The following is a 14,940-nucleotide window of genomic DNA, read 5'->3' as shown; positions in this document are numbered from 1 at the left end:
GGCCCGGGTAGCGGTCGGTGCGACGGGAGGGGTCTGGCTCCCGGGCGCCTGGCCCGGTCACAGTGGCGCGACCGCTCCGAACTTCCATCGGATTCCCTCGCCGTCACCTGTTCGGGAGGATCTTAGGCGGCGGTGCGGGCTCCGGGAGCCGTGCCTGCTGTCCGCTCGGTCACAGCGCACCACCCGCTTCCTGCGACGTCCCGGATAGTGGATCATGGAGCGGGCTCCCCGCCGCTCGCCCTATGCTCCCTGCACGGTGCCGCGATCCGGGCGCTGTGGAGGGTGAGGGAGTCGCCGATGCGACATGCGCTCAAGTGCGCGGTGCTGTTCCTGATCATGGCGGTGGTCGCGCCTGCCCAGGCGGCCGCGGCGCAGGCGCCACCGGACGACCGGCCGGTGGTCAAGGTCGGCACCGAGGGCACCTATCCGCCGTTCTCGTTCCACGACACCGGCAGCGCGGACCTCACCGGCTACGACGTCGACGTGATCAAGGCGATCGCGGACCGCGCCGGGTGGCGGATCGAGTTCGTCGAGACGCAGTGGGACGCGATCTTCCCGGCGCTGGACGCGGGCCGCATCGACGTCATCGCCAACCAGGTGTCGGTCAACGAGGAACGCGCCGCCAAGTACGGGCTGTCCGAGCCCTACACGTACTCCCGCGGCGTGGTGGTGCGCCGCACCGGCGACGAGAGCATCAAGACGCTCGACGACGTCCGCGGCCGCACCACCGCGCAGTCCAGCACCAGCAACTGGGCGCAGGTCGCGCGCGACGCCGGGGCGAACGTGGAGGCCGTCGAGGGCTTCGCGCAGGCCGCCGCGCTGCTCACCCAGGGCCGGGTGGACGCGATCGTCAACGACAACATCGCGGTGCTCGACTACCTGGCCAGCACCGGGTCGAAGGACGTGGAGATCGCCGGGGACGCCGGCGGCGAGACCAGCGAGCAGGTCCTCACCTTCCGCAAGGCCGACGGCGCCCTGCTGGAGCAGGCGGACCGGGCGATCGGCGAGCTGAAGGCCGACGGCACCCTCGCCGAGATCTCCCGCGGCTACTTCAAGGCCGACGTCTCGGTGCCCGACGGCGGCGACGCCGACCTCTCCGGGCGCGAGCGCACCAGCACCTGGCAGGTGGTGGCGGGCACGGCCTGGCCGATGTTCCTGGGCCTGGTGCAGGTGACGATCCCGCTGACCGCGTTGAGCTTCGCCATCGGCCTGGCGCTGGCGCTGGTGGTGGCGCTGGCCCGGATCTCGCCGTACCGGGTGCTGTCCGGGCTGGCGCGCGCGTTCATCTCGATCATCCGGGGGACGCCGCTGCTGCTGCAGCTGTTCATCGTGTTCTACGGGCTGCCGCAGCTGGGCGTGAAGTTCCCGCCGTTCACCGCGGCGGTGATCGCGTTCAGCCTCAACGTGGCCGGGTACGCCGCGGAAGTGGTGCGCTCGGCGATCCTGGCGGTGCCGAAGGGCCAGTTCGAGGCGTCGGCGACGATCGGGCTCGGCTACTGGCAGACCCTGCGGCGGATCGTCCTGCCGCAGGCGACGCGCACCGCGGTGCCGCCGCTGTCGAACACCTTGCTGTCGTTGCTGAAGGACACCTCGCTGGGCTCGGTGGTGCTGCTGACCGAGCTGTTCCGGCAGGCGCAGCTGGCCGCGGCGGAGAGCAACGAGTTCCTCGCGCTCTACGCCTTCGCCGGGCTGTACTACTGGATCATGTGCGTGGCGATCTCGGCCGCGCAGAAGCGACTGGAAACCCGACTGGACAGGTACGTGGCGCGATGACCGAGACCGCGGAGCAGAATCCCGAACCCCGGATCCGGGTGCGCGGGCTGGAGAAGTCCTTCGACGACCGGAAGGTGCTGCGCGGCATCGACTTCGAGGCCGCGCGCGGCACTTCGACGGTCGTGGTGGGGCCGTCCGGTTCGGGCAAGACCACCGTGCTGCGCTCGTTGAACGCGCTGGACGTCCCGGATTCCGGAGTGATCGGCATCGACGACGTGGAGGTCGACTTCGCGGCGTTGCCCGCCGGGAAGGCCGGGCGTCGCGAGGCGGCGCGGCTGCGCGCGCAGAGCGGCATGGTCTTCCAGTCGCACAACCTGTTCCCGCACCGCACGGTGCTGGAGAACGTCATCGAGGGCCCGGTCGTCGCCCAGCGCCGGCCGCGCGAGCAGGCCGTCGCCGACGCGAAGGCGCTGCTGGAGCAGGTGGGGCTCGGCGAGCGCGCCGACACCTACCCGTTCCAGCTCTCCGGCGGGCAGCAGCAGCGCGTCGGCATCGCCCGCGCGCTGGCGCTGGAGCCGCGCGTGGTGCTGTTCGACGAGCCGACCTCGGCGCTGGACCCGGAGCTGGTCGGCGAGGTGCTGGCGGTGATCAAGGACCTGGCGGCGGCGGGCTGGACGACGGTCATCGTCACCCACGAGATCCGCTTCGCCCGGCAGGTCGCCGACCAGGTGCTGTTCCTGGACGACGGCGCGATCGTGGAGCGCGGCAGCGGCGACCAGGTGCTGGCCGATCCGCGGGAGGAGCGGACCCGGCGGTTCCTGCGGCGCATCCTGAACGAGTGAGCCCGGTGGGGGCGTCTCCACCGGATCGCCCCCGCCGCCGGTGGCCCGCCGCGCGCGGGGCCGTCACTGCGGCGCGGGCACGAGCCCTTCGGCGACGAGCCCGGCGAACACGGCCTCGCTGAGCGCGGTGACCGCGCTCAGCGGCCGCACCATCACGGTGAACTCGGAGATCAGCCCGGCCGCGTCCAGCTGGACGAGATCGATGCCGTGGACCTCCTTGCCGCCGACGGTCGCCCGGAAGATCAGCACGTGCGAGTCGGCGTCGCCGCCCGCCGCGGTGTCCGCGGTGCCCTCCAGCGCGCCCGCGTAGCGGAACTCCTCGAAGACCCGGCGGAACAGCACGTCGAACACGCCGAGCACCAGGTCCCTGCCTTCGAACGGCCGGAACTTGACCGGGCTGAAGAACCGCGGCTCGGCCGCGAACAGCGGTTCCAGCGCGGCGGTGTCGCGCCGCTCGACGGCGTCGCGGAAGCGGTCGATGGTGTTCACGCGGTCTCCTGGTCGACGAGCTGCACGGTCCGGGAGTCGACCGTAGTGCGGCCGGGGCCCCCGGTCGAGGACGAGTTCCGACGGCCGCCGCGCAGCGGTCAGTCGTCGCTCTTGACCTTGCGCATGATCAGGTGGGAGTCGACGCGGGCGACCGCGCGCAGCGCCATGAGCTTGCCGGTGAGGAACTCCTCGAACGCGGACTGGTCCTCGACGGCGACGCGGATCAGGTAGTCGGGGCGGCCGAACAGGCGGTGGAACTCGACGACCTCGTCGTACTCGCTGATCGTGGATTCGAGCTCCTCGACGGTCTGCAGGTCGTTGATGCTGATCTCCAGCGAGACCATCACCTCGAACCGGCGGCCCACCGCGGCGGGGTCGATGCGCGCCCGGTAGCCGGCGATGATCCCGTCGTCCTCCAGCCGCTTGACCCGGCGCAGGCAGGGGGCTGGGGTGAGCCCGACGCGCTTGGCGAGCTCCACGTTGGTCAACCGGCCGTCCTGGCGCAGGTGGAACAAAATGTCGTGATCAGTACCGTCGATCATCATTTGATTGCTCATATCTCGAAATATCGGCCCTCGTCGGCAACCATATTACGCGTTCTGAAAACTATGATTGCAGGCATGACCTCGCATTCCGCCGTCCTCGAACGCTGCCCTCCCGCGCCGCCCGAACCCGCCGTGCGCCACGCCGACTTCCGCGCGGCGCTGCGGGATTCGAGCTCGGTGGGGCTGGCGCTGTTCCCGCTGGGCATCGCGTTCGGGATGCTGGTGGTGCACTCGGGGCTGGCGTGGTGGTGGGCGACGGTGTTCACCACGTTCATCTACGCGGGTTCGCTGGAGTTCCTGCTGGTCGGGCTGGTGCTGGTGGCGACGCCGCTGGCGCAGGTGGCGCTGACGGCGCTGCTGGTCAACTTCCGGCACGTGTTCTACGCGCTGTCCTTCCCGCTGCACCGGGTCACCGGCCGCTTCGGCAAGGCCTACAGCACGTTCGCGCTGACCGATGAGGCCTACGCGGCGAGCACCAGCGAGTCGGCGCGGTCCTGGACGGGCCGCCGCATCGTCTGGTTGCAGGTGTTGTGCCAGGTGTACTGGGCCGGTGGGGCCACCGCCGGAGCGCTGGTGGGGACGGTGCTGCCGTTCGAGCTGGCCGGGCTGGACTTCGCGCTGACCGCGCTGTTCGTGGTGCTGGCGGTGGACGCGTTCCGGGAGCGGCGCGACATCCCGACCCCGGTGCTGGCGCTGGTGTGCGCGCTGGTGGCGATGGTGCTGTTCCCGCAGCAGATGCTGCCGGTGGCGTTCGGCCTGTTCACCGCAGCTCTGCTGCTGGTCCGCCTGGTCGCGCGGAAGGGGAGCGCTCGTGCCTGAGACGCCGTACCTGGTGGCGGTCGTCGCGGTGTGCACCGCCGTGACGTGGGGGGTGCGGGCGCTGCCGTTCGCGGCGCTGGCCCCGTTGCGGGACAGCGAGCTGGTGCGCCACCTGGGGCAGCGGATGCCCGTCGGCGTGATGGTCGTGCTCGCCGTCTACACGGTGCACGGCACCACGGCGCCGGAGGTCGCGCCGGTGGGGCTGGCGCTCGCGGCGACGCTCGGATTGCACCTGTGGCGCGGGAACGCGCTGCTGAGCATCCTCGGCGGCACCGCGGTGCACGTGCTGCTGGTGAGCACCCTGTTCGCGACCGCCTGATGCGGACGGTCAGTCGCAGGCGATGACCGCCGGGGTGCCGGTGGAGCTGAGCTGCTTCACGTAGGCGTCGTCGGCCTGCTCGCGAGCCGCGTCCAACCGCTCGCAGGCGCTCGCCTCGTCCGCGAACGGTCCGAAGTAGACGGAGTAGATCGCCTTGCCGCTCGTGCTCGTCTTCGCCGTGGCACCGCACGGCGTCGACGGGACGTGCAGGTAGTCGGAGCCGGGGAACTCGTCGAGCAGCCGCTGCACGGTGCTCGCCTCGAACGCGGCGCCGACCACCACGGCGTAGGAGTCGTTGCAGACCGGGGTGCTCACCGGCACCGACACCCCGAGGTCCGCGTCCACCAGCGCCCCCGGCACCGCGGTGATCCGCCGGTCGTCGGTGGGCTGCCAGCGACCGCTCGGCGTCAGCGTCCACGCCGCGCCCGCCACCAGCACCGCGCCCAGCGCCGCGAGGCCCGCGATCACGAGCCTGCGGCGGGACTTCCGGCGCGGTGGTTCCGCGGGCTGCCGCGCGGTCGCGGTGCGCGGCGCGGTCGGTGCGGCGTGCAGCGCGGCGCGCGCCTCGTCGGCCAGCTCGCCCGCCGAGCCGAATCGGTGCGCGGGATCCTTCGCCATGCCGCGCGCGATCACCGCGTCGAACGCGGCACCCAGGTGCGGCGCGGTGGTTCCCGGCCGCGGCGGGTCGTCGTTGAGGTGCGCGCTGATCATCGCGACGGTCGCTTCGCGCTGGAACGGCTTGCGGCCGGTGAGGCATTCGTAGAACAGGCAGGTCAGCGAGTACACGTCCGAGCTCGGCTCCGCCGGCCCCTCGCCGAACCGCTCCGGCGCCATGTACGCCAGCGTGCCGACGGTGACGCCGGTGGAGGTCGCGGCCGTCCCCGTGCTCGCCGCGTAGGCGATGCCGAAGTCCACCAGGTACGCGAACCCGGTGCGGCCGACCAGCACGTTCGACGGTTTCACGTCGCGGTGCACCAGCCCGTCGGCGTGCGCGGCGTCCAGCGCGTGCGCGACCTGCTCCAGCAGGCCCACCGCCCGGTCCGGGTCCAGCGGCCCGTAGCTCGCCAGGTGCGTGGCCAGGTCGGTGCCGTCCACCAGCCGCATGTCCAGGTACAGCCGGCCGTCGATCTCCCCGTAGGAGTGGATCGGGATCACGTGCGGGTCGCGCAGCCGCGCGGTCGCCTGTGCTTCGCGCTGGAAGCGGCGGCGGAACTCGGCGTCCTCGGCGTGGCGCTCCGCGATCAGCTTGAGCGCGACGGTCCGCTGATGCCTGCTGTCGTGCGCCCGGTGGATCTCCCCCATGCCGCCGCGGGCGATCAGGCCTTGGACCACGTACGGACCGAACTGCCACTCCACCCGTGCGACTCCTCCCCTGGTGTGCCGGGGGAGAGTCTAGGAGGTGGGCGACCCGCCGATGTGCCGCGTTCGCCGGATCACGCCCGGCTGCCGGAAGGCCGCGCATCCGGTCCGACCTGCGCTGTTCCGTTCGGTCCCGCTGGTTGGGCCGATCGGTCCAGCGGGGCGGTGGTGCGGCCGGGAGGTTGGTTCCGGCGCCGCGGTGTGGTGGGGTGCCAGTGGTCTTCGCGAGGAGGTGGGCGAGTGGTGGCAGCGGTTTCGCCGGAGGTGCCCGGGGTCGAGCACCGGTACGTCCAGGTCGGTGGGCTCCGAGTGCACGTCGCCGAAGCCGGCTCGGGCCCGCCGCTGGTGCTGCTGCACGGCTGGCCGCAGCACTGGTACCTGTGGCGCCACCAGATCCCGGAGCTCGCGCGTTCGTACCGGGTGATCGCGCCGGACCTGCGCGGCCACGGCTGGACCGATGCTCCCACCGGCGGCTACGACAAGGAGAACCTGGCGGCCGATCTGATCGGCCTGCTCGACGCGCTGGAGCTCGACCGGGTGCGGCTGGTCGGCCACGACTGGGGCGGCTGGACCGGTTTCCTCGCCTGCCTGCGCGCGCCGGAGCGGTTCGACCGGTTCCTCGCGCTGAACATCGCGCACCCGTGGCCGTCCCGGTCGCCCGCGGCGCGGCTGAGCCTGTGGCGGTTCTGGTACCAGGTGGTGGTGGGATCGCCGCTGGGGTCGCTGCTGGTGCGCCGCACCCCGTTCATCTCCCGCGGCATCCTCGGCACCGTCGAACGCGGCGCGCTCGGGCGTGCCGAGCGGGACGCGTTCGCCGACCGCTGGCGGGATCCGGCGCGGGCGCGGGCCTCGGTGCAGCTGTACCGCACGTTCCTGCTGCGCGAGCTGCCCGCCGTGGCCCGCGGGCGCTACCGGGACTCGACGCTGACCACCCGGACCCGGCTGCTGTTCGGCACCGGCGATCCGGCGATCTCGCCCCGGCTGCTGGCGGGCTACGAACGCCACGCCGAGCGGATGGACGTGCGCTGGGTGCCCGGCGCGGGCCACTTCATCGTCGACGAACGCCCCGACCGCGTCCTCGCCGAGATCCAGGAGTTCATGGCGGAGTGATCCGGTGGTCAGCGCGGCCCGAGCAGGGCCCGCAGCCGCGGGGTGTCGGGGTGCTCGCCGAGGAAGTCGAGACGGGCGGTCGCCTGGTCCCAGCGGCGGCGCGCCCGCTCGGGTTCGCCCGTCGCGCGGTGCAGGACCACCAGGTCCGCGAGCACCCACGCCACGTGGTGCAGGTCGCCGCAGCGTTCCCAGTAGTGCTGGGCCTGCACGAGGTGCTCCACCGCCGGGCCGGTCCGCCGCATCGCGGCGTGCGCACCGCCGATCGCGTGGTGGGCGGCGGCGAGGCCCATGTCGTCGCCGAGCTCCCCGAACAGGTCCAGGCCGGGCAGGCCGTGCTCCAGGGCCCGCTGCTGTTCGCCGATGCCGTTGCACGCCCAGCACAGGTAGACCAGCGAGTGCGCTCGACCGTACCGCTGCCCGGGGGCTTGGAAGTGCTCCAGCGCCCGCCGGTGGTGCGGGATCGCTCGCGCGGGGAGCCCGAGGCAGGTGTAGGCCCACCCGATGCTGTTCTGCCGGAAGGCCTCCCGCGACGGGTCGCCGGATCGCTCGCCCGCGTCGGACAGCAGGGCCAGCGCCTCGGCGTAGCGCTGCGCCCGCAGGTACCCGTTGGCGAGGTTCAGCTCGGTGATCTCCACGGCGTCCGGTGCCTCGGTGCGCCGCGCCGCCTGCAGCGCGATCACGTGGCTGCGAATCCAGTCCGCGTGCAGGCTGCGCAGGTTCAGGAAGTCGGTGCTCGCCCAGGCGAGGCGCCAAGCGTGCTCGGGAAATCCGTGCCGCTCCGCGATGTCGACCGCACCGAGCAGGTTCTCGCGGTTGCGCTCGAACCAGCGCAGCGCCTCGTCACGGCCGCCGGGGCGGTCCGGTTCGACGTCGTTGTCCGGTGGTCCCGGCACGATCGCGCGGGCCTGCTCGGTGATCAGCGCCGCGGCGCCCGCAGCGGAGTGCAGGAAGTGGTCGAGCAACCTGCGCCGGGCCGCGTAGCGATCGGTGTCGAGCAGTTCCTCGTCCGCGCAAGTCCGCGCGTAGTCCAGCGACAGGTCCGAGAGCCGGTAGCCGTGCTTGTCCGGCTGGTCCAGCAGCCGCAAGTGCGCCAGCCGGTCCAGCAGTTTCCCGGCCTCGGCGCGCGGCAGGCCGCTGAGGGCGGCGGCCCCGGACATCTCGATCACCGGCCCCGGGTGCAACGACAGCAGGAGGAACAACCGCTGGGCCTGCGGGCCGAGGTCGTCGTGCGCGGTGGCGAAGGTGGCGCGCAGTGCGAGGTGCCCGTCGACTTCGAGCGCGTCGATGCGGTGGTGCCGGATGTCGGCGATGGTCTCGGACAGCGACGCGGCGGGGTGCCTGCTCGCGATGATGCCCGCGATGCGCAGCGCCAGCGGCAGATCTCCGCACAGGGCGGCGAGTTCGTCCAGTTCCGCCTCCGACGCGGGCCCGGGGCTCCCCGGGCGGCCCAGCGCAGCGTGCAGCAGTGCGATCGAATCGGCCCGGGGCAGCGGTGGCAGTTCGATCCGGCGGGCGTCGTGGTGCAGCGCGAGGCCCTCCAGCCTGCGGCTGCTGGTGACCACGACGAGGCATCCGGGATGACCGGGCAGCAGCGGCTGCACCTGCTCGGCGCTGCGCGCGTTGCTCAACAGCACCAGGACCCGGCGGCCGGCGAGCGCGCTGCGCAGACCTGCCGCCAGGTAATCCACTGTGGAGCGTTCGGGGACGTCGGAGTCGAGGGCGGCGAGGAAGTCGCGCAGCACTCCGGCGGTCGCGTGCCGATCCAGGCCCTGGAGGTTCGCGTAGAGCTGCCCGTCCGGATAGCGATCGGCGAGCCGGTGCGCCAGCTGCAGCGCGAACGTGTGCTTCCCCGCTCCCGGCAGGCCTTCCACGATGAGCAGCCACGGTGGAACTCCCGGCGCGTCCTCCACCGCGGACAGCAGACCGGCGAGCGCGCGGTCCCGTCCGACCGGGTGGGGCGGCACGGCGGGCAGCTGCCGTGGTCGCATCGCCGGACGCGAACCCCCGGCTGCCGCACCGCCCTGGCGTGGCTGGCGCACGAACTTCCCCGCGGACCCGGTGGTCCGGGAGAGCCCACCGCTCGGCAGTCCCCGTTTGGTCACCCCACCGGCGAGCGTCCACTGCGCCTCGCGTTCCGCGCCCGCCGTGCGCGGCCGTACGATCGGATCGTCCTGCTGCAGCAGCGAGGTGTGCAGTGCGCGGAGCCGGGCGGGCAGGTCAGTGCCTTCTTCCCGGTAGGTGGCGGACACTTCCACCACGTAGTCCCGCAGCCTGCGCAGCTGACCCGCGGCGGCGAGCGCCCGCATCCGCAGGGCCACGATCTCCTCGTCGAGCTCGTGGTCCGACGGCACCCAGTCCAGCTCGTTGAGCGCGGCCGACACCTGGCCTGAGTCGAGCAGGGCGCCGGCCAGAAGCCGGACACCCGCGATGCGGTCCCGTTCCAGCTGGGTGCGGAGCCGGTGCAGTCCCGGGCCGTCCACCCCGGCCAGCAGTTCGGACCCGCACTCGCCCAGCGCGCGGCGGCAGTGCTCCTCCACCTCGGTGCCGCTCGACTGCCGCGCCCGGTCCAGGTGGTGCCGGAACCGGTGGTAGTCCACCAGTTCGGGAGCCACGTCGAGCCGCCAGAACCCCGGCTTGGCGCGCGGCCAGTGCACCCCGTCGCCGCGGACTTCCGCGCGCAGCGTCGAGATGTAGCGGTACAGCGACTCCATCGACGGAGGGTGCTCGCCCCACACCTTGTCGACGACGCTGCGCTGCGACACCGCCTTGCCGGGGTTGACCAGCAGCACGACGAGGATTCCCAGCAGGCCGGGCCGCAGCTCGACCAGCTCACCGGAATCGGCACGCACCTCGACCGGGCCCAATAATCGGAACTCCATTCAGTTCCCCCTTCGAGTACCGCGCAGCGTTCAGTGAAGCACCCGATCCGCCGCGGGGAAGCGTTCATTCGGCGCAAGCATCCATACGGCGGTCCGGTTCGCCGTCCAGCGGACGTACCTCCCGCTGCTCCAGCGGACGTTCCACCCCGGTCCCGCACCGTGGGGTGCAGCGGGTGGTGCGGTCGCCCGCAGCGACGGGAGGGAGCATCCGATGGGGAACCGGATCGTGGTCGCCGGAGTGGCGAGCTGGGGCATCAACATCGGGGTCGGAGAGCCGGCCGTGGACACCGCCGCGAGCGGGTGGGATCCGCGCTGGCTCGCGAGCGGGCTCGGCGGGGCCGCCGGGCACATCTCGACGATCCTGCGGGCGCTGGGCGACGAGGTGGAGCTGTGCACGGTGGCGGGCCGGGACGCGATCGGCTCCCTGATCCGCGGGAGCCTCCGCGAGCACGGGCTGGACGGGCGCGGCGTGGTGGACCTCGGGGTGTCCGCCGAAGCCGCGGTGCTGGTCGCCCCGGACGGGCGGCGGGCGGTGCTGTCGCACTCGACGAGGATCGCCGCCGTGCAGTACCCGGAGGAGGTGTTCACCGAGATGGTGCGCGGTGCCGACCTGGCCGTGCTGACGAGCACGCCGTTCACCCGCCCGCTGCTGGCCGCGGCGGTGCTGCACGGGGTGCCGATCGCGGTGGACGTCAACGTGATCGCCGACGTGGAGGACGACTACTACGGGCCGTGGCTGGAGGTCGCCGACATCGTGTTCTGCTCACACGAGCGGTTGCCGTGCAGTGCGGAGCGCTGGCTCGCGCGGATCTTCGACCGCTACCCGGGCTGCCTGGTCGCGGCGGTGGGGCGCGGGCCGCTGGGCTGCGTGCTGGGGCTGCGCGACGGCAGGCTGGTGCGCGCGGAGGCGGTGGCCCCGCTGGGAGTGTGCAACACCTCCAGCGCCGGGGACTCGCTGTTCGCCGCGTTCCTGCACGGCTGGTTGAGCACCGGGAACGCGGCCGAAGCACTCCCGGACGCGGTGCTCTACGCGGGCTGGCGCATCGGGCACCGGTTCCCGTCCGGGGTGGCGCTGACCGCGACGGAGCTGGCGCGACTGCGGCAGCGGCACCCGGTGCGGGTCACGCTGGACCGCTGGGACCGGTGAGCCGGTCGCGCAGCGGTGCGGCGGCGGCCTCGTCGCCCTGGTGCTCGAACAGGCGCAGCGCCGCGGCGAGCTGTCGCCGTTCGTCGGCCGGATGCCCTCGCGCGGCGGCGAGCTCGGCGCGCGCGCTGTGCGCGAGCGCCTGGCCGACGGGGGAGTCCAGCTCGTCCATCTCGGTGGCGCCCGCGTCGATCTCGGCGGCGGCCTCGGCGACCTCACCGGCGGCGACCAGCGACTCGCCGAGCACGAGCCGGGCGCGGGCGGCGTTGAACGGGTCCTGCGCCCGGTGCTCGCGCAGCAGTGCGGTCGCGGCGCGCACCTCGGTGAGCCCGGTGGCGACCTCGCCGATCCGCACGCCGGCCTGCCCGGAGAGCAACCGCGCCAGCGCGGCCTTCCGGGGGAATCCGGTGATGGCGAAACCTGTTTCGGCGTGCTGCGCGGAGGCCCGGGCCGCGAGGGCGTCGCCGCGGGCCAGCGCTAGCACGGCCTGGGCGTCGGCCGTGTCGGCCGCGCCGTAGGCGTCCCCGCTGCGGGCGTGCAGTTCGGCGCACCGGTGCAGCAACCGGTCCGCCACCGCCCATTCGGCGTGCCGGTGGTGCAGCATCGCCAGCCTGCGCGCGGTGCGCGCCTCCAGCTCGGGCTCGCCGAGCTCGCGGGCCGCGGCCAGGCACGCCTCGTCTACCGCGCGCCAGTCCGCGTGGTGGCCGCGGTACCGGAACAGCGGCCAGAGCAGGTAACCCAGCTGCCAGGCCGCCGCGAGAAGCCCGCCGTCCGCGGCCGCGCGCACCGCCCCGACCAGGTTGGCGCGTTCCTGCTCCAGCCAGTCCAGCGCCTGCCCGCGGTCGGCGAACTCGGCGGAATCCGCTTCCGGGAACGCGAATTCGTAGGCCGCGCCGCGCAGGTGCGGGGTGCAGAGCGCGGCGGCCTGCCCGGTGCGCCGGACGTAGTGCTCGACGATGCGCAGGAGCACCTCGGCGCGCCGTTCGGCGGTGTCGGTCACGTCCGCCTTCTCCTTGGCGTGCAACCGGATCAGGTCGTGGAACCGGTACCGGCCGCCGCGCACCTCTTGCAGCAGGTGCGCCTCCTGCAATGCCTCCAGCGGTTCGTCCAGCGCGGCCCGGCCGAGCCCGGTCGCGGCGGCCAGCACCGCGCGGTCGAACTCCGGGCCGGGATGCAGGCCCATCGCCCGGTACGTCGACCGGGCCGGGCCGGGGAGTTCTTGGTAGGACGCGTCGAAGACCGAACGCACCGATACCTCCTCGCCGCGCGAGAGCAGGCCGAGCCGCCTCTGCTCCTGCTGCAGTTCCGCCACCGTCTCGCCCAACCGCAGCAGTCGTCGCGAAGCCAGCCGGGCGGCGGTCACCGACAGTGCGATCGGCAGGCCGCCGCACAGCCGGACGAGTTCCCGCGCCGGCTCCGGTTCCGCGGATATCCGTTGCCTGCCGACGGCTTTGAGCAGCAGCGTCCGCGACGCGTCCGCGTTGAGCGGGCCCACGTCGATGAACCGCGCCCCATCGGCGAGCAGGGAGCGCAGCATCCGACGGGTGGTGACCACGACGGTGCAGCTCGGCGCGGCGGGCAGCAACGCGCGGACCTGCGCGGCGGTCCAAGCGTTGTCGAGCAGGATCGCCACCGACCTGCCGGCCACCGAGGAGCGGAACCACGCCGCCCGAGGTCCGGTCCCGGCGGGCAGTTCTTCCGGTGGGACGCCGAGAGCGCGCAGGAAATCACCGAGGACCGTGGCCGGGTCGGCCGGTCGGCCCGCGTCCGCGCCGGAGAGGTCCGCGTACAGCTGCCCGTCGGCGAACCGGTCTCGGGCGCGGTGCAGCCAGGACAGCGCCAGTGCTGTCTTGCCGACACCGCCGAACCCGGACAGCACCACGAGCCCGCAGCGATCCGGGTGCGCCACCGGCCGGTCCAGCTCGTCCAGTTCAGCGTCCCGGTTGGTGAAGTGCGCGGGGGCGGGAGCCAGTTGCCGGGGCACGCCGCGCTCCGGACCGCGGTGGAAGTGGATCTGGCCGATCGAGCCGGCCTGCACCACCGGCCCGTGCGCGGTGCCGGAGAGCGCGTTCGCGGCCGATGGCCCGGTTCCCGGCTGCACGAGCGGGAAGATCCCTGGTGGGTCTTCGGTGCCGGACACGACACGAATCACCCCCTTCCTGCACCGTACGCAGTGCCTCGGTCGGCGCGATGCCCGCCAAGCGAGTGGTCCGGCCCGGTGGCACGCACCCCAAGTCGATCTTGGGCTGGTCGGTGCGGCCGCGGCGGGGGATCCGGCCAAGATCACCGGATGGGGTGGCGGCCTGGCGGTGCTGCCGCCGTCGGCGCTGAGCACGGGCGATACGATGGACGGCCGTACGTTCGACGAGAAGAGAACCGCGTTGCCGAACACCCCGTTGCCGATGCTGGAGTGGACCGAGCGAGGGGAGCCGCGTTCGGCGATCTGGCGCTCGGAGAACGATGCGCCGCCACCGCGGCGGGTGGTGGTCGCCGACGACCGGCTCCGCGCGGACGACGCGCACAGCCAGGCGGCGGAAGGCACCGCTTTCCTGTGGCGGGGCGACTTCCACGGCGCGCGCAACCTGCTCACCGCGATGACCCGGCGGGTGGACCGCAAGCCGCTCGCCGAGATGGACACCCCCGCGCAGACCTTCCACCGGTACCGGCAGCGCCAGGCGCAGCGGTCCCGGCTGCTGGGCATGCTGCTGATCCCCGTCGACGCCGGGTGCGAGGTGCCGCTGCGCCGCGCGCCGGAGGTCCGGGACGCCTGCCTGGCCGCGGGTTGCCCCGCGGACGAGCCGTTCGTGCTGTCGCTGCGGGAACTGCTCGGCATCATCGGCGCGCACGAGTGGCGCCGCAACGGCATCGAGATCCCCGCGCTGGACGCGCGGATCCACCCGCACTACGGCGTGTTCGCCCCGCTGCGCTCCGACTACCTGGAGCTGATCGCCGCCGAACCGCTGCCGCCGGTGGGGACCGCGTTCGACCTCGGCACCGGCACCGGCGTGCTGGCCGCGCTGCTCGCCCGCCGCGGGGTGGACCGGGTGGTCGCCACCGAGCTCGACGAGCGCGCGCTGGCCTGCGCGGCGGAGAACGTCGAGGCGCTCGGGCTGTCCGGCCGCGTCGAGGTGACCTCGGCCGACCTGTACCCGGAGGGCCGCGCGGGACTGGTGGTGTGCAACCCGCCGTGGCTGCCCGCGAAGCCCTCGGCGGCGCTGCAGCGCGCCGTCTACGACCCGGGAAGCCGGATGCTGCGCGGATTCCTCACCGGGCTCGCCGGGCACCTGGAACCGGGCGGGCAGGGCTGGCTGGTGCTGTCCGACCTGGCCGAGCTGCTCGGGCTGCGCACCCGGCAGGAGCTGCTGGACCTGATCGACGCCGCGGGCCTCGCCGTCGCGGGCCGCAGCGACGCGGCGCCCCGGCACCCGCGGTCCGCCGACACCGACGACCCGCTGCACGAGGCGCGGGCCGCCGAGACCGTGTCGCTGTGGCGGCTGGTGGCGCGGGACTGATTCCGCCGCCGGGAAACCGGCTCGGGAAGAGGGCGGGATTCGCACCGCCGGTTCGGCGCGATGAATTCTCATCGCGCCGAATCACTCGGTTGGCCGTTGGCCTGGATCAGTGCGATGGGTAATTTCTGGGCCGCCGGTGCAGGACGATTCGCACCAGTTCTTCCGCGCTGCCGCGGACGATTCCTCGGCGCACCGGGAATCGCGCCGGC

The 14,940-nt window shown here is 73.2% G+C and carries 12 protein-coding genes and 1 riboswitch; of the genes, 7 read left to right on the top strand and 5 right to left on the bottom strand.

The window, feature by feature from the left end; genetic code table 11:
• Positions 1–7 precede the first annotated feature (7 nt).
• A riboswitch (cobalamin riboswitch) is annotated at positions 8–120 on the bottom strand.
• 177 nt (positions 121–297) lie between these two features.
• Together H1226_RS16650 and H1226_RS16645 are read left to right on the top strand one after the other, a co-directional pair.
• The gene (locus H1226_RS16650; protein ID WP_258341551.1) at positions 298–1,773 is read left to right on the top strand and encodes an ABC transporter substrate-binding protein/permease; all 1,476 of its coding nucleotides are present in this window, start codon (positions 298–300) and stop codon (positions 1,771–1,773) included.
• Entirely contained in the window at positions 1,770–2,555 is a 786-nt protein-coding gene (locus H1226_RS16645) for an amino acid ABC transporter ATP-binding protein (RefSeq protein WP_258341550.1), read from the top strand. Before H1226_RS16650 ends, H1226_RS16645 begins: the two co-directional genes overlap by 4 nt.
• A 63-nt stretch (positions 2,556–2,618) precedes the next feature.
• Here the strand turns inward: H1226_RS16645 and H1226_RS16640 are convergent, their stop codons facing one another.
• A complete protein-coding gene (locus H1226_RS16640; RefSeq protein WP_258341549.1) occupies positions 2,619–3,044 on the bottom strand; it encodes a nuclear transport factor 2 family protein in 426 nt (141 codons plus the stop codon).
• 98 nt (positions 3,045–3,142) lie between these two features.
• Complete coding sequence (locus H1226_RS16635) at positions 3,143–3,601, bottom strand: Lrp/AsnC family transcriptional regulator (RefSeq protein WP_224957517.1); 459 nt, start codon at positions 3,599–3,601, stop codon at positions 3,143–3,145.
• A 63-nt stretch (positions 3,602–3,664) separates the two neighbouring features.
• Here H1226_RS16635 and H1226_RS16630 point away from each other — a divergent pair, with 63 nt between their 5' ends.
• Together H1226_RS16630 and H1226_RS16625 are read left to right on the top strand one after the other, a co-directional pair.
• Positions 3,665–4,408 carry an AzlC family ABC transporter permease gene (locus H1226_RS16630; RefSeq protein WP_258341548.1) on the top strand — a complete coding sequence of 248 codons (744 nt, stop codon included), beginning with the start codon at positions 3,665–3,667 and terminating at the stop codon, positions 4,406–4,408.
• Positions 4,401–4,727 carry a branched-chain amino acid transporter permease gene (locus tag H1226_RS16625; protein WP_224957519.1) on the top strand — a complete coding sequence of 109 codons (327 nt, stop codon included), beginning with the start codon at positions 4,401–4,403 and terminating at the stop codon, positions 4,725–4,727. Before H1226_RS16630 ends, H1226_RS16625 begins: the two co-directional genes overlap by 8 nt.
• A gap of 9 nt (positions 4,728–4,736) precedes the next feature.
• On the opposite strand, the gene H1226_RS16620 is transcribed toward H1226_RS16625, so the two are convergent.
• Positions 4,737–6,083: a serine/threonine-protein kinase gene (locus H1226_RS16620; protein ID WP_258341547.1), complete on the bottom strand. Its 1,347-nt coding sequence runs from the start codon at positions 6,081–6,083 to the stop codon at positions 4,737–4,739.
• 243 nt (positions 6,084–6,326) lie between these two features.
• Between H1226_RS16620 and H1226_RS16615 the strand changes: the two genes are divergently transcribed.
• A complete protein-coding gene (locus tag H1226_RS16615) occupies positions 6,327–7,196 on the top strand; it encodes an alpha/beta fold hydrolase (protein ID WP_258341546.1) in 870 nt (289 codons plus the stop codon).
• An 8-nt stretch (positions 7,197–7,204) separates the two neighbouring features.
• Here the strand turns inward: H1226_RS16615 and H1226_RS16610 are convergent, their stop codons facing one another.
• Positions 7,205–10,075 (bottom strand): AfsR/SARP family transcriptional regulator, encoded by a 2,871-nt coding sequence (locus H1226_RS16610; RefSeq protein ID WP_258341545.1) that lies wholly within the window; start codon positions 10,073–10,075, stop codon positions 7,205–7,207.
• 211 nt (positions 10,076–10,286) lie between these two features.
• On the opposite strand from H1226_RS16610, the gene H1226_RS16605 reads away from it, so the two are divergent.
• A complete protein-coding gene (locus H1226_RS16605) occupies positions 10,287–11,222 on the top strand; it encodes a carbohydrate kinase family protein (protein ID WP_258341544.1) in 936 nt (311 codons plus the stop codon).
• On the opposite strand, the gene H1226_RS16600 is transcribed toward H1226_RS16605, so the two are convergent.
• Complete coding sequence (locus tag H1226_RS16600; protein WP_258341543.1) at positions 11,197–13,359, bottom strand: ATP-binding protein; 2,163 nt, start codon at positions 13,357–13,359, stop codon at positions 11,197–11,199. The two genes, H1226_RS16605 and H1226_RS16600, sit on opposite strands and share 26 nt — an antisense overlap.
• Before the next feature lie 205 nt (positions 13,360–13,564).
• On the opposite strand from H1226_RS16600, the gene H1226_RS16595 reads away from it, so the two are divergent.
• A complete protein-coding gene (locus H1226_RS16595; RefSeq protein WP_309148736.1) occupies positions 13,565–14,731 on the top strand; it encodes a class I SAM-dependent methyltransferase in 1,167 nt (388 codons plus the stop codon).
• Positions 14,732–14,940 lie beyond the last annotated feature (209 nt).

Source organism: Saccharopolyspora gregorii (assembly GCF_024734405.1).
Lineage (GTDB): Bacteria > Actinomycetota > Actinomycetes > Mycobacteriales > Pseudonocardiaceae > Saccharopolyspora_C > Saccharopolyspora_C gregorii.
This window is presented reverse-complemented; position numbering and strand designations above follow the sequence as displayed.

Excerpts from the sequence above, each read along its gene's own strand:
- H1226_RS16650 (WP_258341551.1), top strand. The coding sequence starts at position 298 with ATGCGACATGCGCTCAAGTGCGCGGTGCTGTTCCTGATCATGGCGGTG.
- H1226_RS16645 (WP_258341550.1), top strand. The coding sequence starts at position 1,770 with ATGACCGAGACCGCGGAGCAGAATCCCGAACCCCGGATCCGGGTGCGC.
- H1226_RS16635 (WP_224957517.1), bottom strand. The coding sequence starts at position 3,601 with ATGAGCAATCAAATGATGATCGACGGTACTGATCACGACATTTTGTTC.
- H1226_RS16630 (WP_258341548.1), top strand. The coding sequence starts at position 3,665 with ATGACCTCGCATTCCGCCGTCCTCGAACGCTGCCCTCCCGCGCCGCCC.
- H1226_RS16610 (WP_258341545.1), bottom strand. The coding sequence starts at position 10,075 with ATGGAGTTCCGATTATTGGGCCCGGTCGAGGTGCGTGCCGATTCCGGT.
- H1226_RS16605 (WP_258341544.1), top strand. The coding sequence starts at position 10,287 with ATGGGGAACCGGATCGTGGTCGCCGGAGTGGCGAGCTGGGGCATCAAC.
- H1226_RS16595 (WP_309148736.1), top strand. The coding sequence starts at position 13,565 with ATGGACGGCCGTACGTTCGACGAGAAGAGAACCGCGTTGCCGAACACC.